General features: G+C 22.7%; 21 protein-coding genes, 2 tRNA genes and 1 pseudogene. 17 read left to right on the top strand and 7 right to left on the bottom strand.

Annotated features, from left to right (window positions below; all coding sequences use genetic code 11):
- Window positions 1-94: 94 nt before the first annotated feature.
- Window positions 95-1402, bottom strand: a complete 1308-nt coding sequence (locus Lyticum_RS01260) for a hypothetical protein (RefSeq protein WP_322498521.1) — start codon at window positions 1400-1402, stop codon at window positions 95-97.
- A 196-nt stretch (window positions 1403-1598) separates the two neighbouring features.
- Between Lyticum_RS01260 and Lyticum_RS01255 the strand changes: the two genes are divergently transcribed.
- Window positions 1599-2624: a rod shape-determining protein gene (locus Lyticum_RS01255; protein WP_322498520.1), complete on the top strand. Its 1026-nt coding sequence runs from the start codon at window positions 1599-1601 to the stop codon at window positions 2622-2624.
- Window positions 2625-3096: 472 nt separating this feature from the next.
- Window positions 3097-3186, top strand: a tRNA-Ser gene (locus Lyticum_RS01250).
- A 536-nt stretch (window positions 3187-3722) separates the two neighbouring features.
- Here the strand turns inward: Lyticum_RS01250 and ssb are convergent.
- A complete protein-coding gene (gene ssb / locus Lyticum_RS01245) occupies window positions 3723-4184 on the bottom strand; it encodes a single-stranded DNA-binding protein (RefSeq protein ID WP_322498519.1) in 462 nt (153 codons plus the stop codon).
- 444 nt (window positions 4185-4628) lie between these two features.
- On the opposite strand from ssb, the gene Lyticum_RS01240 reads away from it, so the two are divergent.
- Window positions 4629-5303, top strand: coding sequence for an MlaC/ttg2D family ABC transporter substrate-binding protein (locus Lyticum_RS01240; protein ID WP_322498518.1), 675 nt, complete (start codon window positions 4629-4631; stop codon window positions 5301-5303).
- A gap of 313 nt (window positions 5304-5616) precedes the next feature.
- Here the strand turns inward: Lyticum_RS01240 and Lyticum_RS01235 are convergent, their stop codons facing one another.
- Window positions 5617-5994, bottom strand: coding sequence for a hypothetical protein (locus Lyticum_RS01235; RefSeq protein ID WP_322498517.1), 378 nt, complete (start codon window positions 5992-5994; stop codon window positions 5617-5619).
- A 985-nt stretch (window positions 5995-6979) separates the two neighbouring features.
- Here Lyticum_RS01235 and rpsF point away from each other — a divergent pair.
- The 3 genes from rpsF (at window position 6980) to rplI (ending at window position 8567) form a co-directional block, all read left to right on the top strand.
- The gene (gene rpsF / locus Lyticum_RS01230) at window positions 6980-7333 is read left to right on the top strand and encodes a 30S ribosomal protein S6 (protein ID WP_322498516.1); all 354 of its coding nucleotides are present in this window, start codon (window positions 6980-6982) and stop codon (window positions 7331-7333) included.
- 209 nt (window positions 7334-7542) lie between these two features.
- On the top strand, window positions 7543-7902 hold the full coding sequence (rpsR, locus tag Lyticum_RS01225) for a 30S ribosomal protein S18 (RefSeq protein WP_322498515.1): 360 nt from the start codon (window positions 7543-7545) through the stop codon (window positions 7900-7902).
- 197 nt (window positions 7903-8099) lie between these two features.
- Complete coding sequence (gene rplI / locus Lyticum_RS01220) at window positions 8100-8567, top strand: 50S ribosomal protein L9 (RefSeq protein WP_322498514.1); 468 nt, start codon at window positions 8100-8102, stop codon at window positions 8565-8567.
- A gap of 616 nt (window positions 8568-9183) precedes the next feature.
- Here the strand turns inward: rplI and fliI are convergent.
- The gene (gene fliI / locus Lyticum_RS01215) at window positions 9184-10533 is read right to left on the bottom strand and encodes a flagellar protein export ATPase FliI (protein ID WP_322498513.1); all 1350 of its coding nucleotides are present in this window, start codon (window positions 10531-10533) and stop codon (window positions 9184-9186) included.
- A gap of 247 nt (window positions 10534-10780) precedes the next feature.
- Between fliI and Lyticum_RS01210 the strand changes: the two genes are divergently transcribed.
- The 8 genes from Lyticum_RS01210 (at window position 10781) to ruvX (ending at window position 19532) form a co-directional block, all read left to right on the top strand.
- A complete protein-coding gene (locus Lyticum_RS01210; protein ID WP_322498512.1) occupies window positions 10781-12517 on the top strand; it encodes a monovalent cation:proton antiporter-2 (CPA2) family protein in 1737 nt (578 codons plus the stop codon).
- A 25-nt stretch (window positions 12518-12542) separates the two neighbouring features.
- Window positions 12543-13742 carry a Na+/H+ antiporter NhaA gene (gene nhaA, locus Lyticum_RS01205; protein ID WP_322498643.1) on the top strand — a complete coding sequence of 400 codons (1200 nt, stop codon included), beginning with the start codon at window positions 12543-12545 and terminating at the stop codon, window positions 13740-13742.
- A 45-nt stretch (window positions 13743-13787) separates the two neighbouring features.
- Window positions 13788-15041, top strand: a complete 1254-nt coding sequence (locus Lyticum_RS01200; RefSeq protein WP_322498511.1) for a lipoprotein-releasing ABC transporter permease subunit — start codon at window positions 13788-13790, stop codon at window positions 15039-15041.
- Between the two features lie 12 nt (window positions 15042-15053).
- On the top strand, window positions 15054-15221 hold the full coding sequence (locus tag Lyticum_RS01195; protein WP_322498510.1) for a hypothetical protein: 168 nt from the start codon (window positions 15054-15056) through the stop codon (window positions 15219-15221).
- Window positions 15222-15275: 54 nt separating this feature from the next.
- Entirely contained in the window at window positions 15276-16580 is a 1305-nt protein-coding gene (tyrS, locus tag Lyticum_RS01190; protein WP_322498509.1) for a tyrosine--tRNA ligase, read from the top strand.
- An 87-nt stretch (window positions 16581-16667) separates the two neighbouring features.
- The gene (bioA, locus tag Lyticum_RS01185; RefSeq protein ID WP_322498508.1) at window positions 16668-18014 is read left to right on the top strand and encodes an adenosylmethionine--8-amino-7-oxononanoate transaminase; all 1347 of its coding nucleotides are present in this window, start codon (window positions 16668-16670) and stop codon (window positions 18012-18014) included.
- 218 nt (window positions 18015-18232) lie between these two features.
- Window positions 18233-18808 carry a hypothetical protein gene (locus tag Lyticum_RS01180; protein ID WP_322498507.1) on the top strand — a complete coding sequence of 192 codons (576 nt, stop codon included), beginning with the start codon at window positions 18233-18235 and terminating at the stop codon, window positions 18806-18808.
- Between the two features lie 40 nt (window positions 18809-18848).
- Window positions 18849-19532: a Holliday junction resolvase RuvX gene (ruvX, locus tag Lyticum_RS01175; protein WP_322498506.1), complete on the top strand. Its 684-nt coding sequence runs from the start codon at window positions 18849-18851 to the stop codon at window positions 19530-19532.
- Between the two features lie 27 nt (window positions 19533-19559).
- Here ruvX and Lyticum_RS01170 read toward each other — a convergent pair whose 3' ends face one another.
- Complete coding sequence (locus Lyticum_RS01170; protein ID WP_322498505.1) at window positions 19560-20774, bottom strand: TAXI family TRAP transporter solute-binding subunit; 1215 nt, start codon at window positions 20772-20774, stop codon at window positions 19560-19562.
- Window positions 20775-20883: 109 nt separating this feature from the next.
- Window positions 20884-20956, bottom strand: a tRNA-Thr gene (locus tag Lyticum_RS01165).
- A 456-nt stretch (window positions 20957-21412) separates the two neighbouring features.
- On the opposite strand from Lyticum_RS01165, the gene rsmH reads away from it, so the two are divergent.
- The 3 genes from rsmH to Lyticum_RS01150 all read left to right on the top strand — a co-directional run bounded on the left by rsmH (window position 21413) and on the right by Lyticum_RS01150 (window position 24637).
- Complete coding sequence (rsmH, locus tag Lyticum_RS01160; RefSeq protein ID WP_322498504.1) at window positions 21413-22312, top strand: 16S rRNA (cytosine(1402)-N(4))-methyltransferase RsmH; 900 nt, start codon at window positions 21413-21415, stop codon at window positions 22310-22312.
- 48 nt (window positions 22313-22360) lie between these two features.
- A complete protein-coding gene (locus tag Lyticum_RS01155) occupies window positions 22361-22666 on the top strand; it encodes a hypothetical protein (RefSeq protein ID WP_322498503.1) in 306 nt (101 codons plus the stop codon).
- 78 nt (window positions 22667-22744) lie between these two features.
- Window positions 22745-24637 carry a peptidoglycan D,D-transpeptidase FtsI family protein gene (locus tag Lyticum_RS01150; RefSeq protein ID WP_322498502.1) on the top strand — a complete coding sequence of 631 codons (1893 nt, stop codon included), beginning with the start codon at window positions 22745-22747 and terminating at the stop codon, window positions 24635-24637.
- Between the two features lie 184 nt (window positions 24638-24821).
- Here the strand turns inward: Lyticum_RS01150 and rplS are convergent.
- Window positions 24822-25163: pseudogene (gene rplS / locus Lyticum_RS01145) on the bottom strand (50S ribosomal protein L19); the annotation flags it as partial.
- Window positions 25164-25693: the final 530 nt, after the last annotated feature.

Genomic DNA, 25693 nt, shown 5'->3' with positions numbered 1-25693 from the left:
GAATTTATACAATCTTTTAAAAATAGAATAAATATTTTATAATTTCAGTGAAAAATCAGTGTAATTATTGTTTTATTACAACTAAATAAAGATTTTATTCTGATTCTGCTATGAGTACTATAAAAACATCATTTTCAAATGTATTTTGATATTTTAATGATGTTTTTACCAACCAAGTTAACACTTCTGTATCTTTACTACTAAGATAAAAAACCGGAGATTGAATATTATTAATATCTATATCTGGATGAATTTCAGATTTTTTTGATATAATATGAATTCTTTTTTTAAAAAAAGAAGATTTATAAAATAATTCAAGATTTATTTTATTTAAATCATCATAAATTAAAATTAATGTTTCTTTTAATAAGAATTCAGATAATAATTTTAGTTTATCTATAATAAAATCTGAGTAATTGTAAAGAACAGTATATTTTTCTTTATCAAAAAAAACTTTTTTGCTAATAATACAATCTCCAATTAGATTATTTATTATCTCATTAGATAATGAATCATAATTATCTTGATTAGAAGTTTTATTCTTATTAACTAATTTATTATTATTGTTTGAATAACTTAATGAATCGAATAATAAATCAGTTATAAAAGTAACATTATTTGTACTTAAAATCATATTAAACGTATTAAATGGAATATCATTTACTGTATTTAATAATAAATTCTCTATTTTTAATCTTTCATCTAATTTCTTTAAATTTATGGAAGAATTTTCTATACATGATATAATTCTTGCTGAATTAGATAAATTTTCTATGTTATTATCTTGTATATTCTTATTTTTTACATAATATAAAAGTTGTTGCGGCCATTTATTTTCATTAAAATTACAATTTTTTATTCTAGTATTAGTATAACTTCCGAGATTTATCTCTAAATTTTTTTGCCACCATAAGCGTTCATTAGGTTGTATGTTTACAAGCTTACTACCCATTTTATTACAATATGTATAATATGCAAACTGACAAATATCCATTATGGAAGATTGATGTACTGCACCAAAATTAGTTAAAACTCTTGATATTGGGTTTTCATTTGCGTATACATCAATATTTTCACAATTTATAAATAAATCGTAATTTTTCTCATCAGAAATCTTTTTTAATTCTACAAATTTCTCTTTTTTAAATTTATCATTGTTAAATTCAATTTTAAATATTTTCTCACAATCATTAATATTTCTTAATTTATCAATAACAAAACGATATCCATATGAGCGAAAATTATCAACCATATTTTGGCATATTTTCGACATAGAACTATCGGCCTCTAAATTTTTATGATTAACATATATTGATAGTTTTTCATTAACTAACCAACTATTTAATAATCTTGGATTAACATTTGATGGATTATTAAAAACATAATTATTACTTTTTACCATAATATTTATAATTCAATTAGTTATTATTTAATATAATTATGTATTTATTGAATTTATATAAAATTTTACTTATATAAAATAAATTTTAATGATATGGTATTGCATAATTTATATTTAACCAATATAACCACAAATAAATCTAATCTTAATAATGAGTTTACACTTATAAAAATAAATGTTCAAGTTTTATAAAAAAATGGCTAATTACTTCACACAAAATATAGCAATAGATTTAGGTACAGCAAATACTTTAATTTATACTTCAAAACGAGGAGTTGTTCTTGATCAACCATCTGTTGTAGCTTTAGTACATAATAAAGGAAATATGATCCCATATGCATTTGGAAAACAAGCAAAAATGATGGTTGGAAAAACACCTGGAGATATATCAGCTATTAGACCACTTAAAGATGGTGTAATAGCTGATTTCAAAGCAGCAGAAGAAATGATAAAATATTTTATTAAATCTGTTATAGGGAGTAGTTTTTTTTTAAGACCAATAGCTATTGTTTGTGTACCATACGGATCAACACCAGTAGAAAGAAGAGCTATTCATGATGCTGTAGAAAGTGCAGGAGCAAAAGAGGTATTTTTAATAGAAGAACCTATTGCAGCAGCAATAGGGGCTAATTTACCAATAACAGAGCCAGTAGGATCAATGATTGTAGATATAGGTGGTGGGACAACAGAAGTTGGTGTTATTTCTCTTGGTAGTATTGTAGTAGCTACATCAACTAGAGTTGGTGGTGATCTTATGGATGAGTGTATAATAAATTATATAAGGCAAAATTATAATATTCTTATTGGTGAAGTAACTGCTGAAATGATAAAGAAAAGTATTAGTAATATTGATCCTGAATTAGTAAATGATGAAACAATTGAAGTAGGAGGAAGAGATTTATTACGTGGTATTCCTAAATCTTTTAATTTAAATCAAAGAGATATAGCAACTAGTTTACAAGATCCGATAGCATCTATTATTAATACTGTAAAAAAAGTCTTAGAATGCTCTCCACCAGAATTATCTTCTGATGTATTTAAGTATGGAATAACTGTTACAGGAGGCGGTGCTCTTCTTTGTGGTATTGATAGAAAGCTAGAAACAGAAATAGGAATAAAAGTAAATGTTGCAGTTGATCCATTAAATTCTGTAGTTTTAGGAACAGGAAAAGTTTTAGAGAATTTTGATGGGTTAAAACATGTTTTATTCAAACAAGAATAAGATGTATTTATTTTAATTTTCATATTTAATATTAGAATTATAAAGCATATACTTTATGCATTTTTCTTAATATCTACTGCTTTACGAACTTCCATACCTCACTGTGAAATTCACTTTCTTAACAGAAAAACTAATATTTTTTATTGAACTAATATCTTTTATTGATATTAATACTAGATTTATTTTAAAAATTTTTATATTTTAAAGGGTTTTAATTTTTTTTGAGAATAAATTATCTAAAAGAAATTAGATTGGTAAAATTAGTCACCCAAAAATATTTTTTTATATAAATATTAAAATACTTGTATATCAACATAAATTGATATAATCTCAACACGGATATGCTTATTTTATCTAGTATATTTTTTGCATTCCTAAAGGAAAAATTATGTATTTTTTATTTTACTTGTCTGTAATTTAAGAATTACTCTAAAAAAAATATACAGTGAAATTATATTTCTGAATTAATTTAGGAAGGATGGCCGAGTGGTCTAAGGCGCACGCCTGGAAAGTGTGTTTACCAGTAATGGTAACAAGGGTTCGAATCCCTTTTCTTCCGCCATGCTATGAGTTTATATCCCATTATTTAGTGATATTTAATTCTCTTGGAATTGCTTTATTAATACAATTACGTAAGAATCTTATATTGATACATATTTATTAAAGAATAATAATACTATTTATCCCATCATTTAATGATATTTAATTCTCTTGGAATTGCTTTATTAATACAATTACGTAAGAATCTTATATTTATATTGATACATATTTATTAAAGAATAATAATACTATTTATCCCATCATTTAATGATATTTAATTCTCTTGGAATTGTTTTATTAATACAATTACGTAAGAATCTTATATTTATATTGATACATATTTATTAAAGAGTAATAATACTTAATAATACTATTTATCCCATTATTTAATGATATTTAATTCTCTTGGAATTGTTTTATTAATACAATTACGTAAGAATCTTATATTTATATTGATACATATTTATTAAAGAGTAATAAATATTGTTATATATCTATATAGATAGCACAAGGAAGTCACCTTATCTAATTTTTATTTCTAATATTTATTAGATAATATTAAAACGGTATCTCATCATTAAGAACATCACTATCTAAATCACCTGTATACGAAGAGATACGATTCTGATTATTATTATTGTTGTTATTGCTATTGTAACTGTCTCTTTCCATATTATCTAGAAAAAGAATAGTATGCATGTAAGATTGAACTACAATTTCAGTGGTATATTTATCAGTACCATTCTGATCAACCCATTTTCTAGTTTGTAATGATCCTTCAATATATATTTTACTTCCTTTTCTACAATATTTCTTAACTACTTCTATTAGCTGAGGAACAAATATAACTACTTTATGCCATTCAGTACGCTCTTTTCTTTCTCCTGTATTTTTATCTTTCCAAGATTCAGATGTTGCAACAGAGATATTTGCAATTTCATTATTATTTTGTGTTAATCTTATATCAGGATCTTTTCCTATATTTCCTATTATTATTACTTTATTTATAGTTGCAGCCATTTGATTTTTATATTTTTATTAAAAATTATTTATAATTTGATCTGATTAGTAGATAAATAAACAAAGCTTTTTATATAAGTTAAATTTTTCTATAAAAATTTTAGAACTAAATATTTCTTATAATTTATTGCAAGTAATTAAATACAAATACATAAATTTATTATTTATTTAATACTAATATTAATTTATTTAATTTTTTATAGAAATTATAGTAAATTATATCTTAGCAATATTAATACATTTTATTTATCAGATTATTTTCAATATCAAATAAGTAATAGAAATCTTTAAGTCAACTAAAAATATTAAAATATATTTAAATATTATTGCCCTTAGAGATTAATAAGGTTATTATTAACATTGAGCAAATTAATATTATAGTACATAGAATAAAAATCAATGACTTATATCAAACTGAAGTCTATCAGATATAAAAAAAAATTTATGATTACTATAAGTATGTTTTTTTTATTATATAATTTAAATATAAATAATAAAATACATAGTAATAATATTGTTTTAGCTGATGTTTACAAAAATAACAATATTGATAAACAAGAAAATAGTTATGATAATAATATTACTAATACAGATAAAAAATCAGTTGTTTTTATAGAAAAACAGCTAAAAAAAATTTATGCAATAGTTAATGATAATTCTATTCCAAAAGAAAATCAGCTTAAAAAATTACAAGATATATTAAAAAATTCTTTGGATATAGAATGGATGGCTAAGTTTGTTCTTGGTCCAAAATGGAATACTCTTAACTCAGATAAACAAAAACAATACGTTAAAGCTTACTGTAATTATCTTATGAATTCTTATGCTCCTAATTTTTTAAAATACTCTAGTCAAGAAATCACAGTTGTAGGATCAAAACCAGTATCACATGGTCAATATATAGTATTAACAAAAGTTACAGATCCTAATAATTCAAATTCTGAAATTTTAGTTTCATATCGGTGTAAGCAATATCAAGATAGTATAATGATAAGAGACGTGATAGGAGAAGGAATAAGTATGATATCAACTCAAAGATCAGAATTTTCTGATGTAATAAGGCAAGGAGGAGCTGATACCCTTATTGACACATTAAGTAAAATGCCAGCTAAAAAATGATAGTAATATAAAATTATTACAAAATTAATATAAAAAGAAAGTAATAAGAAGATTTCTTGAAAGAAACTTATAAATATTACTTTTTAATCTAAAAATAATAATCTAATAATATTTAATCTAAATAATTAATATAATTATTTAAAATTGGTTAAATAAATATAAAATTATATTTTTATTTTTAATATTTTTTTTACTATTTTTTAGTAAAATACTGATTTATTTTAGTATCATCTAAAATTCACATATAACTTAAGCATATAAAAATATGAAAAGTTTTTCTCAAAATTAGCAACTGCTAATTTTGAATGTTTTATTAAACTAAGTCTGATAAAACATCACCAAACATAGATTTAAGACTTGCAACATTTTCAAATCTATCATCTGCTACAAATCGACGATCTTTATTCCATGCTGGATGTCTATTACGATCATCAAGTACAATCTTATCATCTTTATAAGTAGATAAAACTTTTTCTTCAGTTCCATCAGGAAAAATTAGAGTTATTTCTCTCAGCTTTGGATGAAGTGGTCTTCTACCTTTTATTTTTTGTTGTTCATTAATCGCCAATGTATTTCTACTAGAGCTAGTAGTTTTTTGAAGTCCTTTCTTTGAATTCGTTGTTTTATTTGTAGACTTTATTGAATTTTTATTATTTTTATTTGGTGTCTTATTTTTTGTTTTAGATTTCATACTTTAAAATTTTATAAAAAAGTAATTTAAAATAAATATTTCTAGCTTATTTTATTGATTATTACCAGTTGAGTATTTACTATCTTAATTAAAAATTGAGATTAATTCAAATTTTAAATATTTTTAAAATATATATATATTAATTTTAAGATTCCATAATTAAAAAAATAAATTTTTAACAAAAAATCATAAATACATAAATATTATTTCTGAGAAATATTTTAAGAGTATACTAGTTAATTATAACACAACTTAGTTGAAAATAAATAATATCTTTAAGTTGTTAATAATGCAAGTCTGTATTCTATATTTACTAGAAATTTTTCTTATTTTTAGTAATTTAATATCAATCTTTTTAAAAATCTTAATCTTTGCTATTTTTTTAATTAATATTAAATTTATATCAAAAACGAATAAATAATAGTTATCGTTTAATAAAATTATAAATAATTAATAAAGATAATTTTTAAATTTATTCAAGAATACATAACTTTATGTAATAAAAATTTTAATATAATATAAATCTCTTTAATTTTTAAAAATTCTTCAAAAAATAACAATATTTATTTATTAATAGGTAATTTTTAAATTATATAAAAATATGCAATCTTATAATAATTATAAATTTCTATTCAAATAGAAAAATTTTAATTATTACTATGAATATATAAAAATTTAAATATATCAGGTTTAAGTTTATTAAAACAAAAATTAATTGAAATTATAAATAAATATATATATATTTTAATTGATTTAAAATAAATATTTTATGAATAAGATTTATAATAAATTCCATCGAATATCAATTAAGTAGTTGTTTGTTTTTTTGTCATATGTTATAAGAGAATATTGATTGGTTTTTTATAAAAAGTTTTATATGATAAACAATACCAAGTATAAATATTTTCACTACTGTGTTAATTGGTTATTTCTTATTTCATATTAAACAAAATATAAAATTTTTTACTGTAAAGTACTTATAAAAATGAAAAAATATGAAATTTTGCTAGTTTTTCATGAAATGTCTCACATGGATGCTAGTTCAATATTAAATGGATATATAAATGTAATTAACACCAACGGTGGAAAAATTATTCAAAAAGAAGATTGGGGAAATAAACAGTTTGCTTTTCCTATTAAAAGTAGAAAAAAAGGAAAAAAATATAATCGTGGATATTATAATTTTCTTATTATTGAAGGAAATGCTAATATAATTAATGAAATGCATAGCAGATTTAAAGTAAATCGAGAAAATGTATTGCGCTTTAATGTTATAGCATCTCCTCAAGAATTAACGAAAATACAACCTGCCGATGATGTCATAGAGGAATCTAATTGATTAGATTAATTTTATGAGATTAACAATTTTATAAATAATAAATAAAAACTAAATCTTAATAATTTTTAAATAAAATAAGACTATTTAATTTTTTAGATTACAATAAATAAAAATTTTTATTGATGATACTTAAGATTTAATTAATAATAATTATTTTTTTAAATTAAAACCAAATTACTAAAAATGTACATATAAAAACCTTTAACTTTATGAGTAATACACAAGATAATACAATAAAAGATAATTCTAATGAACTTTCTAATACTAATAATAATGAATTAAAAACTGAATCAGGATCACTACCATTAGTTAGTAATTCAATTTTATTCAATAAAATAGGAAACACAGAAATAACATCTGGAAAAAAGAAAAAAGGCCGTAAAAATAGAATAAAATTTAATTATAAAGATATTGATACCTTAAATCGTTATGTTTTAGAAAATGGAGGAAGAATACCACCAGCACGTATAACAAAATTGAGCAGATCAGAACAAAGATCCTTAGCAAAAGCTATAAAAATAGCTCGTCAGTTAATGTTAATGCCTCATAAATGTGCAACTGTAGTATAGTTTAAAAATCAATAATTTATATTTTTTTGCAATATTAAATTGAAAAATACTTATAAAAATTTGAATTTATATGATATTTATATCATAATATTTAATTTTTGTATTTGCAATTGCTAATTTATATTAAATTATTTTTTTACTGTATTTATATTTTTATTTATTGAAATAAATTTGAATTTTTTATTATTTATAATTTTATGGGTTTATTGAAAGTAATTTTACTAAAAAATATGAACCGTATTGGATCAATAGGAGATACTGTTCAAGTAAGAAGAGGTTATGCTAATTATCTAATAAGAATAGGATATGCTATCAGGGAAACCTTAGAAAATATCGAATTTTTCAAGGAAAAAAAAGCATTAATTGAAAAAACTGAAAATGAAGCAAGAGCTTTAGCACATTCTATAAAAGATGAAATAAATGAAAAAGTAATAGAAATGAATGTACATGCTGATGATAATGGTAACTTATATGGATCAGTAACAAGCAAGGATATTATTGAAAAATGTAAAGAATTATTTAATATTGATATTAAAACAGGAAAATTTCTTAATATTAATCGTATTAAACATATTGGAGATTTTAAGATACAAATTGAATTATATATTGGCATTATCGCGGAAATATATTTATTTTTAAGAAATGCTGATAAAAAGTATTATTAATAATAAATAATACTCAAATTTTTTAGAAGATATCAGTATTTTATTATGAAATTATATATTTATATATATAACAATATATAATATAATACTGTCTTGATTATAATAAAATTATAAGAAATTATACAAAAAACTCATCATATTCTATTGATTTAGCTAATAGATTATAGCTTTCTTGTAAAGAATTATAATCTTATAAAATCTTATAAAAAAATTATTAAAAATATAGCAAATATTTATTAATACAAACTTTTAATTAATATTTATTATTTATTCTGTATTATATTATTATTACAGAAATATATTAATAATTCACAAAAATATTTTAATTTACTGTTATTATTATTTTTTATAATAAAATTATAAGGAATTATACAAAAAATTCATCATATTCTATTGATTTAGCTAATAGGTTATAGCTTTCTTGTAAAGAATTATAATCTTATAAAATCTTATAAAAAAATTATTAAAAATATAGCAAATATTTATTAATACAAACTTTTAATTAATATTTATTATTTATTCTGTATTATATTATTATTACAGAAATATATTAATAATTCACAAAAATATTTTAATTTACTGTTATTATTATTTTTTATAATAAAATTATAAGAAATTATACAAAAAATTCATCATATTCTATTGATTTGGCTAATAGATTATAGCTTTCTTGTAAAGAGTTATAATCATCAGGAGCTTGAGTCATAAATTTACTTAAAGATTCATAATATTTTATTGATGTATCAACATCTTTATCTGATCCTTTTTTATATGCACCAATTCTGATCATATCTTCCATATCAGTATATATTGATAGATAATTTTTAGCTATTTCTATTAATTTATTTTCTTTGGGAGTATTACACCTAGGTATCATTCTTGATATACTTTCAAGAATATCTATTGCTGGATATATACCACGACTTGCTATTTTTCTTTTTAATATAATATGACCATCTAATATACCACGAACAGCATCAGCTATTGGTTCATCCATATCTCCTCCTTCTACCAAAACACTAAATAGACCTGTAATATATCCATTGACTCCTGGTCCAGCTCTTTCAAGTAATTTAGGTAATTCATTAAATACACTGGGTGTATAACCACGAGTAGTTGGAGGTTCACCACTTGCTAATCCGATATCTCTTTGTGCCATAGCAAATCGTGTTAAACTATCTAACATACATAATACATGCATATCCTGGTCTCTGAAATATTCTGCTAGTGCTAATGAAGTATATGCTGCTTGTCTACGTAAAATAGCCGATTCATCAGATGTTGCAACTATAACAATTGATCTTGCCAATCCAGTAGGACCCAAATAATCTTCTATAAATTCTTGTACTTCTCTTCCTCTTTCTCCTATAAGCCCTATAATTTTTACATCAACCTTAGCAAATTTGGCAATCATAGCTAACATCATTGATTTACCAACTCCTGATCCAGCAAATATTCCCATTCTTTGGCCTATACAACAACTTAAAAAAGTATTAATTGTTCTAATTCCCATATCTACTTTACTACCAACACGCATTCTAGTATGAGCTGGAGGTGGTGTATTATGAATAGAATATGGTTGTGTTCCAGCTAGAAGTGGACCCTTACCATCTATTGGATGTCCCAAAGCATTTATCACTCTTCCTAACCATGATATATCTGGATATATTATATGGCTTTCTCCAATTAACATAACTTCACACCCTGCAGCAATACCTATTGTATTTTGTAAAGGTATAAGAAGCGTTGTTTCATTATTAATACCAATAACTTCTGCATCAATTATTTTATTATCTCTATTTTTTATTTGACAACAAGATCCAATTGTTGCTTTTTTCTCTAAACCAACAACTTCTATTAATAATCCTTTAACACTTTTTACATAACCAAAATATAATACCGGCTTAATAAGATTAACTTGATTTATAATCTTATCTATTTTGTTATAAGTAATATTTTTACTCACTTAAATTTCTATATAACTATTATAAAATAAATACATTTAAACTACAAAAATAAACTAACTGAAATAAAATATCAAAGTGTTTAAACTGTTGTTGCAAAAAATAATATTAGTGTAATATTATTTATTAGAAATAAATCTTTAAACTTATATTATATAATTTAAATTATTAAAAATTAATATTTAATATTATAATTTTACAGCTATTACTTCAAATTAATTAATAAAATATATAAATAATACATAATAAATGCATAATCTTTATCATATCAACGATGTTTTAATACTTTTAGGTGTAGCAATATTTATTGTTGTTTTAATGTATAGGCTAAAAATTAGTCCAGTTCTTGGTTATTTAATTGCTGGAGCAGCTATGGGTAGTCATGGATTAAATATTATAGAAAATCAAGAATTTGCATTAAAAATAGCGGATTTTGGTGTTATATTTCTATTGTTTGTTATAGGAATTGAATTAACAATAGGAAGATTAATAAGTATGCGAACACATGTATTTGGTCTTGGTGGATTACAAATGTTAATATCAACTATTCTTATTGCTATTTTGGTTTTTTATTACTTCCATTTGGATAAATTAATTAGTACAATTATTGGAGCTGCATTATCTTTATCATCAACAGCAATTGTTCTTCAAGTATTATCAGAAGAAAAAAATCATTCTAATCGAATAGGTCGTATTTCATTATCTGTTCTTTTAATGCAAGATTTAGCCGTTGTACCACTTTTAGCATTAGTTCCAATATTATCACTTGATAATAAAGCGGTTTTAAGCGCAATTCTTACAACAACATTTAAAGGAATAGCAATGATTGGTATAATTATTATTGCTGGTAAGTTAATTTTACGTCCTTTTTTCTCACTTATAGTTTCTGCAAAAAAAGATGAAGTTTACGTAACAGCCGCTCTTTTCATTGTATTAGGTGCGGCTTGGATTACAGCTTATATGGGATTATCTCCTGCAATGGGTGCATTTTTAGCTGGATTATTGATTGCAGAAACTGAATACCGCCATAAGATTGAGGAAAGTATTATGCCATTTCAAGGATTATTTCTTGCTTTATTTTTTGTTACTGTAGGAATGTCAATTGACTTTAATTTTATCGTAAAAAATCGTTATTTTATTGCTATATCCTCACTTTTATTAATTACAATTAAATCTATAGTGATCTTTGCAATATGTAAAGTATTTCGTTTAAATACAGGAAGCTCAGTTAGAATATCATTACTTCTTTCACAAGGCGGAGAATTTGCATTTATCTTATTTTCGATGTTGACACATGCTCAAGTTATAACATATAGTTTCGGCCAACATCTTTTAATGATAGTTGCTTGCACAATGGCAGTTACACCAATATTAGCTATTATAGGTAAAAATTTAGAAAATATTATTAATAGAGATCAAGTCTTTGAATGTAAATCAGAAAATACAGATGCAGATCGTATACATAATCATGTTATTATTGCTGGATTTGGAAGAGTGGGTAGGCTTGTTGCTTTTATGCTTCAAGAAAATGGAATAGATTATATAGCAATAGATGGGAATTCTTCACTTGTTAAAAAAGCTCGTAAACAAGGATTTAATGTTTATCATGGTGATATATCTCGCAAAGAAGATATGGATGGAGTTAATCTTGCTAGAGCAGTTGCAACTGTAATTACAATAAGTGATACATTAACAACTGCTCGTCTAACTAAAATACTTCATCGTAAAATGCCTAAAATGCCTATGATAGTAAGAGTTGAAGACTATAGACACTCAAAAGCTATTTTAAAACTAGGTGCTACAGCAACAGTACCAATGACTGTAGAAGCTGGTATAGAAGTTGGTAATGCACTTCTAAGAACTCTTGAAATAAGTGATGAACATATGCAAGATACAATTAATAAAATAAAACGTAATCAATATTCTATAATTAGTGAGATAGAATTATTCAAAGATATAGAAGAAAACAATAATAAAAATAACTAAATAAAATATAATTAATAATTAAAATATAATAAAAAAATATGTCTATATTAAAAAAAAAAGATTAATAAATTATTCTCCTGATGATGGTTCTATAATAATATTGCTAACCATTATAGCAATTGCATTTGTTAATAGTAATTTAGATATTTTATATGAAGCTATAACTACTTTTAAGTTATTTGAAATAAAATCAATTAATTTAGAAATTAATACACTTTATATTGTAAATGAAATACTAATGAGTGTATTTTTCCTAAATATCGGAATTGAAATAAAAAAAGAATTTCTTTATGGAAGTCTGCAAACTAAAAGTCAAATGATACTTCCTATATTGAGTGCTATTGGTGGTTTTATATTTCCAATGATAATATATTATTTATTTAATTATGATGATGATGATGCAATGTATGGAATTGCAATTCCTTCTGCAACAGATATAGCATTTACAATGGCAGTAGTATTATTTTTTAGAAAGAGAATACCTATATCAATCAGAGTATTTGTTATGGCATTAGCAGTTGTTGATGATATAATGGCTATTATAGTAATAGCATTTAAATATAATAATGGGATTAGCTATATTTTTATATTTGCTAGCATTATAGTAATTTTATTTATTTATTTATTAAAATTTTCCAAGAAACAAAAAATATCATCTTATATTTTATTAGGAATTTTACTTTGGATTTTTATTGAGCTGTCTGGAATTCATGCTACAATTTCAGGTGTTATATTAGGTCTAATTATACCAACACATAAAAATAGGAAAAGAAATAAAGAAAATAATGTTGAAGATCGTGATATTGCTGAAATAATTAATCTTTATATAGAAAAACCAGTAAATCGTGTTATTCTTCCATTATTTGCATTTTTTAATGCTGGAATGAAATTAGATTGTACTTCTTATATACTAGAACCAATTACACTAGGAATAGCATTGGGATTATTATTTGGTAAACCTATTGGAATATTTCTGACATTTTTAATATTAATGCGCTTAAATTTAGTAGAAATGCCATATCAAGGAACTTATGGTAAAATGTTTGCTGCATCATGTTTTTGTGGAATTGGATTTACGATGAGTATTTTTATGTCAACATTATCTTTTGATATAGACTCAGATTTATTTTTGATGTCAAAATTAGGTATTATTCTTGGATCATCGGCATCAATAATATTAGGGACTATCAGTATAGTATGTACAAAAAAGAATATAAATATTTAAACTATTTTTCTATGTTGATTTTATAAATTTCTTTATTAAAATTGTATGTTTTTTAAAAAATGGGAAATATCTCTTGCATTACGCTATGTATTTACTTCACATAAAGATCGTTTCATTTCAGTTATAAATCTTTTTTCTCTTATTGGAATATCATTAGGAGTTGCAACACTAATTGTTGTGATGGCTGTAATGAATGGCTATGAAAGTGAACTTATTGATAAAATATTAGGATTTAAAGGTCATTTAACTATTATTACTATGAATAATAATAAATCTGATCAAAAATCTTTGTATAAACAAGAAACAGATAAAAAATTATCTAAAATAGATGATATAACTGATATCTCAGAAATTTTATTTTCTGGATATTTTACTGAATCACAATGTATAGTAGCGAGTAATAAAGCAATGAATGGTGCAATTATAAAAGGTGTAGATTCAGATTATCTGTTAAAAAAACCTGGAATTTCATCTAATATTGATATTATTTTTAAAGATGGAATAATTTTAGGAGTAGAATTAGCACGCAAATTAGGAGTAAAAGTTGGTGACGATGTAAAAATTATTAGTCCTAGTACAAATCATACAATTATAGGTAATTTACCAAAAGTTATTACTTTAAAATTAGTGAATACAATTGATTTTGGAATTTATGATTATAATGCCGGTATAGGATTTATACCTTTAAAAATATCTTATAAACTTTTTGATAATCAAAATAAAATGATAGAAATTGTTTTAAAATCAATAAATTCTACTGATAATGTAAAAAAAATATTATTAAAAAGATTTCCTGATATTAGTATAATTGATTGGCAAGAAAATAATCAGTCTTTAGTCCAAGCTATAAAAATTGAACAAAATGTTATGTTTTTAATATTATCTTTAATAATTATGATTGCTACATTTAATATTATATCTAGTTTAGTTATTTTAGTTAAAGATAAAAGTAAGAGTATTGCAATATTACGTACCATGGGTGCTACAAAATGCAGTATTATAAATATATTTATATTCACTGGTTCAATTATAGGAATCATGGGAACATCCGCTGGAATGATAATTGGTATTATTTTTACTAATAATATAGATAAAATAAAAAAATTGATTGAAAAAATATCAGGAAATGAATTATTTGATCCAATAGTTTATTTTTTAACAAAATTACCAGCTAAGATAATTTGGACAGAGATTTTTTTTATAGGAGGATTAAGTTTATTTTTTTCTTTTATTGCTACTATCTATCCTGCTATTAAAGTAGCAGAAATTGACCCAGCAAAAACATTAAGATATGACTAAAATTTCAAATCTATGAAAAATATTAATATCATAAAAAAACCTCAAATATTATCTCCTTTTTTATATGAATTGCAAGAAAGAGGCTATATTCATCAATCAACTGATCTTTTTGGATTAAATAATTATATTTTAGAGAATAAAAAAATAATCTCAGTAAAGTATTCATATATTAATCAATAAAAATATATACAATAATTAAGTATTATTAAATTAATATAATTAAATTTCAAATCTATGAAAAATATTAATATCATAAAAAAACCTCAAATATTATCTCCTTTTTTATATGAATTGCAAGAAAGAGGCTATATTCATCAATCAACTGATCTTTTTGGATTAAATAATTATATTTTAGAGAATAAAAAAATAATTGCTTATGTTGGATTTGATTGTACTGCATCGTCATTACATGTTGGAAGTTTAATGCAAATTATGATTATGAGAAAATTACAACAACATGGACATCAACCAATTATCATTTTTGGTGGTGCAACAACAATGATTGGTGATCCATCTGATAAGCAAGAAATGCGTCGTATGCTTTCAATAGAAGATATTGAAAATAATAAAAAATCTATATCTAAAGTGTTTTATAATATTCTTAAGTTTGATGGAAGCAACCCTGCTATTATACTTGATAATAGAGAATGGCTCTCATCTATAGGATATATAGAAATGCTTAGACAGTGTGGGAAATATCTCTCTGTTAATCGTATGTTAGGATTTGATAGTGTGAAGACTAGACTAGAGAGAGAACAACAATTATCATTCTTAGAGTTCAATTATATGGTTCTCCAAGCATATGACTTTGTTGAGCTATATCGTAGGCATAAGTGCATATTACAATTTGGAGGATCTGAGCAATGGGGAAATATTATTAGTGGTATAGATCTTGGACATAAAATGATGAATATTCAGTTATTTGGAATAACAACACCACTTATAACAACTAGTGATGGAAAAAAAATGGGAAAAACAGCTCAAGGAGCTGTTTGGCTGAATGCGGATATGTTATCACCATATGATTTTTGGCAATTTTGGAGAAATACAGATGATTCTGATGTAGAAAAATTTCTTAAAATATATACAGATATTCCATTAGAGGAATGTAAATTATTAGGTAAATTAGAAGGAAAAGAAATAAATGATGCTAAAATAATTTTAGCAAATGCTGTAACAACAATTTGTCATGGTAATAAGGCAACAGAAATGGCTATTCAAACTGCTGATAATTTTTTTAAAAATAGAATAGCTGGAAGTGGAATTAAAAAAATAACTATTTTTCATAATTTTCAAAAGGAATCATTATTTTTATATAAACTATTGGTTGATTGTAAACTAGCAAAATCTAATAGTTCAGCTCGTCAACTAATAAAAGGAGGAGGAGTCAGTATAAATGATATTATATATAAAGATGAATATTATAAAATTAATAAAGATTTAATTACAAAAAACGATGATAATGAAATAAAAATTATTATTGGTAAAAAAAATTGTATTATTATAGCATTTGGAAATGAAATTGAGATTTCAAATTAATATTTTCAATGTGATATTTTGATTTTATTAATTTTTTATTAATTTTATCAAATTTTTTATCAAATATTATATATTTTCATAATTATAATGAAAAATTCAGAATTAAATAATATAATGTTATCAAATCAGATATTATTTGATAGAAATAAAAAAATAATGTGGCATCCGTTTACTCAAGCTCAAACAAATACAGATATTATACCAATAAAAAAAGGGATTGGATCATATGTATATGATTATAATGATAAACCGTATCTTGATTTAATATCAAGTTGGTGGGTAACACTACATGGCCATGGACATCCAAAAATAGCAGAAGCCATTTATCAACAAGCTATTAATTTAGAACATGTTATATTTGCTGGATTTACACATGAACCTGCGATTATTTTATGTGAGGAATTACAAAAAAATCTCCCAAAAATGCTTAAAAGATTCTTTTTTTCTGATAACGGATCAACTGCTGTTGAAGTAGCAATAAAAATGGCATATCAGTATTGGAAAAATTTAGGTTATAAAAACAAAAAGCATTTTATAAGTTTTAGTGGAGGATATCATGGTGATACATTAGGATGTATGTCATTAGGTAAGGAATCAGGTTTTCATAATAATTTTACTGAATTACTTTTTGATGTATTATTTATTCCATATCCATCAACATGGAATAATGATAAAAATATAGAAATAAAAGAACAAAATTCTATATTAGTTCTAAAAGATTATATTAACAATAATACAGACTCTATTGCTGCTATTATTATTGAGCCTCTTGTACAAGGCGCAAGTGGTATGAAATTCTCAACTACTCAATTTATTAAAACAATTGTAAATATAGCAAGAAATAATAATATATTAATTATATTTGATGAAATTATGACTGGATTTTATCGTACAGGAAGCTATTTTGCATTAGATGCTATTAATATAGTTCCTGATATATTATGTCTTTCTAAAGGTATAACAGGTGGTTTTTTACCTCTTGCTCTTACTATTGCTACTGAGGAGATATATAATGCTTTTTTAGGAGAAAAATTTGAAAAAGCATTAGCTCATGGACATTCATATACTGCAAATCCATTAGCATGCAGTGCAGCGATAGCTTCTTTAAAACTTTTAGCTTCAGCAGAATGCCAAAAGTCAATATATAACATTAATCTAGCACATAAAAATAGTATTGAATTATTAGAAAATGTTAATTTTATTGAAAAGATAAGAATATTAGGAACAATATTAGCATTTGATATCAAAAATAATAGTAAAGTATGTATGTTACAATATATGACAAAATTAAAAAAACAATTTCTATTAGAAGGCTTATTATTAAGACCATTGGGAAATACTATATATATTCTGCCACCTTATTCAACATCTTATGATGATTTAATAAATAGTTATGAAAAAATCATAAAAATATTAAATAATAATAGTTTATAATGATTAATATATACAATAAGCTAATTTAATATAAAATTATATTATAATGTTCAAATCGGTAAAAAAATAATTGCTTTTATATAAAAAAATGTTAATATTTATTATATTTTTTAAATAATATTAAATTATTTTTAGATATAGTTAAAGTATTCAAATTTCTTAAGAAAAATAAAAAATAATAGATAATCAAAATAAATAACAAATAAAATTATTATTATATGAATCAATCAATAGAAAATACAACAAATCAGATTATTCCAAATGAGATTATTCAAATTAATAAAACACTTATAAATTATATAGATGTATCAACTACAATTATTGAAAATCTTAATAATAAATTAAATACAGTAGAAAAATCCAATCAAAGTTTAGTTAGAAATGAAAATGCAAGGAGATTTGCTGCAATTATTACAAAAATATGCGAAGTAGCAGTTTTAGGAGTAGCATTATTTACAGCAGGTATTTTTTTGAATAATCTTTTTAGTAATATGTTTAATTTTTCTTCTAATATCCAAAAAGCAATGGAGAAAATTGATAAATTTGGTGGAACAAAAAATATAGCTCTTTTTACAACAGGATTTTATTTATGTGGAAGTGTATTGGTAAATTATACTTCTTATTATTTGTATAAATTATTATCTATCTTTACAAAAAAATTATTTAATTCAAAGGGAAAATCTTTAGAAAATACTAATAATATAGAAACTTTAAAAAATAATGGAGTAAAACTCAAAGAGCTAATTCAAACTTATAATAGTAGAATAACATCACAACAAATTGCACCTAATTAATTAATCAATATATCAATATAATATTATTTATTAGAAAATTTTGATAAAAAATTCAAAATTACCATATTATACTACAAATTCTGAATTTGTTGATGTTATTATAAAATCTTTTGATAATATTTCTGATAATATAATTTCTAAATATTATTTATTTGGAATTGATTTAGGATTAAAAAAAACAGGTGTTGCATTTTTTAATTTTTCATCAAAAATTATATTACCTAATGGTGTTTTTGATACAAATTATTTTTTAAATGATTACAATCAATCATTAAATTTGGATAAAATATCTATACAAAAAACAAATAAAAATACAGAATATAGAAAAGAAAAACTATTAAATAAATCTATATATTATAACAAACAATTATTAATAAATAAAAAAAACAATAAAAATTATAAAAATTTTAACGAAATTTTTAATAATAAAGAAATTATTGGAATTATAGTTGGAAGTGCAAAAAAATTGGATTATAACGGCATTCCTAATATAACAGATATTGAAAATAATTCTTTTTTTATTCATATAAAATTCGCATCTTTCATTAAAAAATTATACCCTAATATTGTTTTAACTTTATATGATGAAAGATTCACAACATGTATGGCACATACTATAATGAAAGAATACGGAATTAAAAAAAGATATGAAAATGATGATGCTATAGCTGCAAGTATCATACTAGAAGGATTTTACAATTCTTATTTAAAGAATATGAAGTAAATTTTTATTATAATTTTAAATATTTATTTAATGACCTGTATTATTAGTATTAGTACTTAATTGATTTTTTTTATCTATTTCATTAATTCTTATATTTGTTGTATCTATATTTGTATTTGTTGTTATTAATTTTATCTTATTTTGTATTTTTTCTTCGTTTATAGAAGGAAAAAACTTATCAATAAATTTATTTACACCACTATGTTTAGGTGCAATTGGTTTAATTTCAAGACTTTTTTTAATAGAAAAATCTTGCAAAAATGGATATGTCATAGTGAACACATCTTGATTATCTAATAAAGCTTTAAGAATAAAAAATACCATTTCATCACTAACATCAGAATTACTGATTAAAGATGTATTAAGCGATATAGATTTAACATTAAATGGCACACCTATATATAACCCTGGTTTTATATTATTATTTTGATATTCTGAATAAGTTTGTATTAATTTATCTATAATATTATCATCAAGTGGTATTATATCTATTTCACAACTCCTACTAATATTTTTAATATATTCATTTGGATGTTCAATTAAAGCAATTGTTCCATCTATTTTATCTGTACATATATTGTTATAATGATTTTCAATTGGTGAGTCATCAATATCTTTGAATTTATTATAATTTATTCCATATAATCCTATGATTTGATCGAATAAGTAACGAGAACTAGTTTTTTGTGGTGATATTGCAATTTTTTTATCAAAAAGATCGTTTATTTTTTTGAAACCTGATGATGATTTTACTAAAATAGTTAAAGTTTCTTTATATAAAGGTATAATTGATCTTAAACTCTCAAATTTTCTATTTTTAAATAAATCAGAACCTACTAAAGCTTGTTTTTCAAAATTTTCTCCAACAATTGCAAATTGTGCATATCCGTTTTGTACAGCTATTATACTTTCTAGGTCTGAATTTGTATTTATGTTACTACATCTTCTATATTTTTTTAAAGTTACATTGTTAACATATAGACAAAGCAACATTGATATCCGGTCCTTGGATGTATTAACACCTGCAGCTGCTATTTTTATTTCCTTATCATCAATAATTAGTTTTGAAGAATCATATTGACTTCTATTTTTTATTGGTATTTTAGATTTATTATCAATTTTATCAATCGCATTATTAGATTTATTATTACTAGTAATAGTATTTAAATCATTATTACTACTTTGTGATATTGTTTGAGTTTTTGTATCTAAAGATGGTTCTTCTGCTATTACTTTAGACAAAAATCCGAAATTCAAATATATAATATATAAATGAATTGTTACAGAGATAGTGTAAAGTATATTCTTTATACTGATCATTATAGAATCTAGTGATTATAAAAAAATAGTGTGCCGAAAAGAGGGTTCGAACCTCTGACCTACTGATTACGAATCAGTTGCACTACCAACTGTGCTACTTCGACTCGATTTTAGAATAACAATTTTTAGAATAACAATCTTTAGAATAATTGTCAAAAAATTATATTTTAAGACTTTTAGATTAAATTTACACTAATAAAAATTATTTATATTAGTATTAGTATTTAATATAACTTGAAAAATTATAAAATCTGAAATATATAGTCAGTATCATATACTATTCTATTAAAATATTTTTGAATATCAATTCATTTCTAATAATACTACTACTAGTTTATAATTTTAAATAATGTTTTATATAAGTAAAATAATTTATTAAAATAAATTGAATAGAATTAAAAATTCATATCATAAATACTCTATTACATGATATAATAACATATTTATAATTTATATAATATTTTTATATAAAACACATTTAATTATGAAAGGATTTAATATTTTGATGATAAGAAAAAATAATAAAAAATAAATATATATATAAATATTATAATATAGTTATGAATATACAAAGTAATTTACATAAACCAGTTTTATTAAATGAAGTAATATCTGCTTTATCTATTTGTGATAATGGAATTTATATTGATTGTACATTTGGTGCTGGTGGTCACAGTAAAGCTATTTTAAATCATAATTCAAGTGTTTGTTTATATGCATTTGACAGAGATGAGTCTGTATGTGATATAGCATCTAGTTTTGATTCTATATATAAGGGTAGATATAAGTTTTATAATAATAAATTTAGTGATATATATAATGTTTTGAGAGATGAGGGTGTTAATTCTGTCGATGGTGTATTATTTGATATTGGATTTTCCTCAATGCAAATAGATAATCCAGAAAGAGGATTTTCATTTATGAAAGATGGTCCGCTTTTAATGACTATGGGAAAAAATGATATAACTGCATATGATGTTGTTAATTATTGGTCAAAAAATAGTTTAAAAGAGATTTTTGTATTATATGGCGATGAATCGCCAAGAAATGCTGAAAAAATTGCAGAAATGATTATAAATGAAAGGAAAAAGAAGAAAATTTCTACAACATTTCATTTATCTGAAATTATTAGTACTGCTTTAAATTTTAAAAAAAATAAAAAAATACATAAAGCAACTTTATCTTTTCAAGCAATTAGAACTGTTGTTAATAACGAATTATACGAACTTGAACATGGTATAACATCTGCAATGCAGTTACTACGCATAGGTGCTCCACTTATAATAATAAGTTTTCAAGGAATTGAAGATATAATCATCAAAAAAAAGTTTAGAGAACTAAAAAAAAATGAAGAATGTTACTTTGAAAATAAAGGAAAACCAATTTTTCCATCTGAAGATGAAATATTTTTAAATCCTAGAGCACGATCTGCAAAATTACGATGTATTTATAAAAAATAATTATTTTTATATTTTTATTGCAATTTTTAATTAAATAAGTTATTTCTTATGGAAGTTACAAATATTTTAGAAAGAAAGAGAAATAATATATTATTTTTTTTCTTTTTAAGTAGTATATCTATTTTTTTTATAGTATTTTTATTTTCATTTAAATATGAATCACATAAAATAGCAAAACAAGAAAGAATACTTCAAAATAAAATAGAAGAACGTAAGAAAATAATTCAACTACTTGAAGTAGAAATATCTCATTTAAGTAGACCTTATCGTATTAAAAAGATTTGTGAATTAGAGTTAAATTTAGAAAAAATAAATAAAGATAAAATACATTTTTATAAAATAAAACTGAAATAAAAAAATTATATAAAATTATATAAATATATTATTCATTATATAAAAATATACGAAAATATTGATAAATAATTCATTTAAATGTCGGCATTATACCATGATAATAATAAATTCAATTGCATCAAAAAAGAACGTATTACTATAGTAATATGTTTTTTTATTGTATGTTATTTTTTATTATCTTTCAGGTTGATAGAATTATCTTTATTTTCGATAGAAAAATCTGAAGATTTTTTTAAAAAAAATGATGATTTTATAAAAAGAGCAAGTATTTTTGATATTAATGGCATAGTAATAGCAAAAAATATACCAACTTCTTCTGTTTATGTACATCCATATCAAGTATCAAATATCAAAACAACAGCAGAATTATTAGGAAAAATACTAGATATAAATGAATCATCATTATATAATAAATTAAAAGAAAATAAACGATTTATTTGGATTAAAAGGCATATTTCTCCATTACAAAAAGAAAAAATTAATAATTTGGGAATAAATGGAATATATATAACAAATGATGAAAAGCGCTTTTATCCACAAGAAAATCTTTGTTCACATTTAATTGGGTATTTAGATATAGATGGTAATGGTCTTGCGGGTATTGAGCGTGGACTTGATGAAAAATTGAAAAATTATCCAAATGAACCAATAATATTATCATTGGATTTAAGAGTTCAAACAATTGTTCGTTCTGAGTTGATGAAAACAATTAATACTTATGAAGCTTTGGGTGGTTCAGCTATAGTTCTTGATTTAGAAAATAATCAAATAGTTAGTATGGTAAATCTTCCAGATTTTAATCCAAATAGAATTAAAGATGTTAAAGATCGAGCACTTTTTAATACATCTACAATGGGAATAACAGAAATGGGATCTATTTTTAAAGTTTTTACTTTAGCTATAGGATTAAATTCTGGATCTATTAAGTTAGAAGATTCTTTTAATATTTCTAAGCCATTAAAAATAGGTCGTCATACTATTAATGATTATCGTGGTAAGGGAGGAATAGTTAGTGTACCAGAAGTGTTAATGTATTCATCTAATATAGCTACAGCACAGATCGCTGATCATATAGGACATCTTAAACAAAAACAGTATATGAAAGCTCTTGGGTTGCTTGATCCAATTAAAACAGAAATAAAAGAGACTGGTCATCCTATTTTTCCTGATGAGAATAGATGGAAGGGAATTACTATGACAACTATTAGCTATGGACATGGGATTGCTGTCACACCATTACATGTAGTTCAAGCTTTTGCTTCTGTTGTTAATGGAGGTATACTTTTTCCTATCTCATTTTTAAGTGAAAAAACAAATTTTCAAAATAACGAAATTATATATAATAATGATAATAATGATTATTATTTATTAGATATAGAAGATAATAATGATTTTTTTAGAAAAATTATTAAAAATTTTGTAAATGAAAATGAAAATAAACCTGTATCATATAGTGATTGTATAAGTCAAAATAATTTTAATATTAATTCCAGTAGTATATGTAGAAAGTTGAAAAGTAAAAAAATATTTTCTACTGAAACATCAAAATTAATGAGAAAAATATTACGTCTAACAACACTACATGGTTTTGCTAGTAAATCAAATATTCCAGAATATTTTGTTGGTATGAAAACAGGAACTGCAGAAAAAGTTATCAATACAAAGAAAAATGAAAAATCAAGATTTTCTTATAGCAAAGAAAAAAACATTGTATATTGTGTAGGTGCATTCCCTATAAATGAGCCCAAATACGTTATATATATAAGTATTGATGAACCTAAAAAAAATAAACTAAATCTTGGTTTTGCAACTGGAGGAATGGTTGCAGCCCCACTTGCTGGAAAAATAATTCAACAGATAGGACCAATTTTAAATGTTGAAATACAAAACAAAGATGATTCAAAGATCATAGAAGCTATGCATCTTAACTTTAAAAATTATCATAGTATGGTAGTAAAAAAAACAGAATAATATATTAATTTTATTATTTGTTTTTTATATATAAAAACTTAAAAAATAATTAATTATTTAAATGTTTTTTATTAGATTTTTATTAATTATTTTATATTTTTTTACTATTTTGATGTTGAGATGTTTTTTGTGCTATTTGTGTAACTCCTATTATGTTTTTTCCTGTTATATTATGTTTAATAACTTCTTTAATTCTTGCTTTTTTACCACGTAATTGACGTATATAATAAAGTTTAGCTCTACGTACACGACCTCTTTTAACAACTTCTATTTTCATTATATTAGGCGAATACATAGGAAAAATCCTCTCCACGCCATATCCAAAAGATATTTTTCTTACTGTGAAACTAGATCCTGTTGATCGATTTCTTATTCTTATACAGAGTCCTTCAAAAATTTGTATTCTAGTTCCAGTATTAGTTGTTATTTTCACATGTACACGTAGAACATCGCCTGCTTTGAATTCTGGTAAAGATGATTTGACATCTTGTATAATTTTATTGTTAAAAACTTCTAATAAATTCATATTTTTCACATTAAATTTATAAAATATATATTTAGTAATAATTATAGTATACTTTGTAATATTTACTATAATTCTACATAAAACAACATACTGTCACTTAGATTAACATGTTATCTATATAACAGCAATGATATTTCTTTATACATATTATATTTTTTAGAAATTTGAAATTTTAACAAGTCATTTGTAATGAAATATTCATTAAAAAGTAAAACATAAAAAATATACAATAAATTACAATTTTATTAAAAAATAAATTAATTATTAAATAAATATTTTATATATTTATCAAAAATAAAAATAAATACAATATTATTTGTAATTTAAAAAAATTTCTTAATCAATTATATTAATCAAAGTTTTTTAATTTTATTTATATAATTTTTGTACTTATACAATATTTATAAAAATAATATAATATTATGTTTAGTCCTTCCTAATATATCCATATATCTATAGTAATACTTAATATAATATTTTGATATATATATTTATTATATATTAATCAATTTATCTTAATAAAATAATAA

The organism is Lyticum sinuosum (assembly GCF_034471385.1).
Classification (GTDB): domain Bacteria; phylum Pseudomonadota; class Alphaproteobacteria; order Rickettsiales; family Midichloriaceae; genus Lyticum; species Lyticum sinuosum.
The sequence above is the reverse complement of the archived record's forward strand: the minus strand, read 5'-3'. Positions and strand labels throughout refer to the sequence as shown.

What these genes read in the sequence shown, in the direction of transcription:
- Lyticum_RS01150 (WP_322498502.1), top strand. Translation starts at nt 22,745, where the DNA reads ATGTCGGCATTATACCATGATAATAATAAATTCAATTGCATCAAAAAA.
- Lyticum_RS01255 (WP_322498520.1), top strand. Translation starts at nt 1,599, where the DNA reads ATGGCTAATTACTTCACACAAAATATAGCAATAGATTTAGGTACAGCA.
- Lyticum_RS01180 (WP_322498507.1), top strand. Translation starts at nt 18,233, where the DNA reads ATGAATCAATCAATAGAAAATACAACAAATCAGATTATTCCAAATGAG.
- ssb (WP_322498519.1), bottom strand. Translation starts at nt 4,184, where the DNA reads ATGGCTGCAACTATAAATAAAGTAATAATAATAGGAAATATAGGAAAA.
- Lyticum_RS01200 (WP_322498511.1), top strand. Translation starts at nt 13,788, where the DNA reads ATGTTTTTTAAAAAATGGGAAATATCTCTTGCATTACGCTATGTATTT.
- Lyticum_RS01155 (WP_322498503.1), top strand. Translation starts at nt 22,361, where the DNA reads ATGGAAGTTACAAATATTTTAGAAAGAAAGAGAAATAATATATTATTT.
- rpsR (WP_322498515.1), top strand. Translation starts at nt 7,543, where the DNA reads ATGAGTAATACACAAGATAATACAATAAAAGATAATTCTAATGAACTT.
- bioA (WP_322498508.1), top strand. Translation starts at nt 16,668, where the DNA reads ATGAAAAATTCAGAATTAAATAATATAATGTTATCAAATCAGATATTA.
- rpsF (WP_322498516.1), top strand. Translation starts at nt 6,980, where the DNA reads ATGAAAAAATATGAAATTTTGCTAGTTTTTCATGAAATGTCTCACATG.
- Lyticum_RS01240 (WP_322498518.1), top strand. Translation starts at nt 4,629, where the DNA reads ATGATTACTATAAGTATGTTTTTTTTATTATATAATTTAAATATAAAT.
- Lyticum_RS01195 (WP_322498510.1), top strand. Translation starts at nt 15,054, where the DNA reads ATGAAAAATATTAATATCATAAAAAAACCTCAAATATTATCTCCTTTT.
- rplI (WP_322498514.1), top strand. Translation starts at nt 8,100, where the DNA reads ATGGGTTTATTGAAAGTAATTTTACTAAAAAATATGAACCGTATTGGA.
- Lyticum_RS01235 (WP_322498517.1), bottom strand. Translation starts at nt 5,994, where the DNA reads ATGAAATCTAAAACAAAAAATAAGACACCAAATAAAAATAATAAAAAT.
- Lyticum_RS01210 (WP_322498512.1), top strand. Translation starts at nt 10,781, where the DNA reads ATGCATAATCTTTATCATATCAACGATGTTTTAATACTTTTAGGTGTA.
- tyrS (WP_322498509.1), top strand. Translation starts at nt 15,276, where the DNA reads ATGAAAAATATTAATATCATAAAAAAACCTCAAATATTATCTCCTTTT.
- Lyticum_RS01260 (WP_322498521.1), bottom strand. Translation starts at nt 1,402, where the DNA reads ATGGTAAAAAGTAATAATTATGTTTTTAATAATCCATCAAATGTTAAT.
- rsmH (WP_322498504.1), top strand. Translation starts at nt 21,413, where the DNA reads ATGAATATACAAAGTAATTTACATAAACCAGTTTTATTAAATGAAGTA.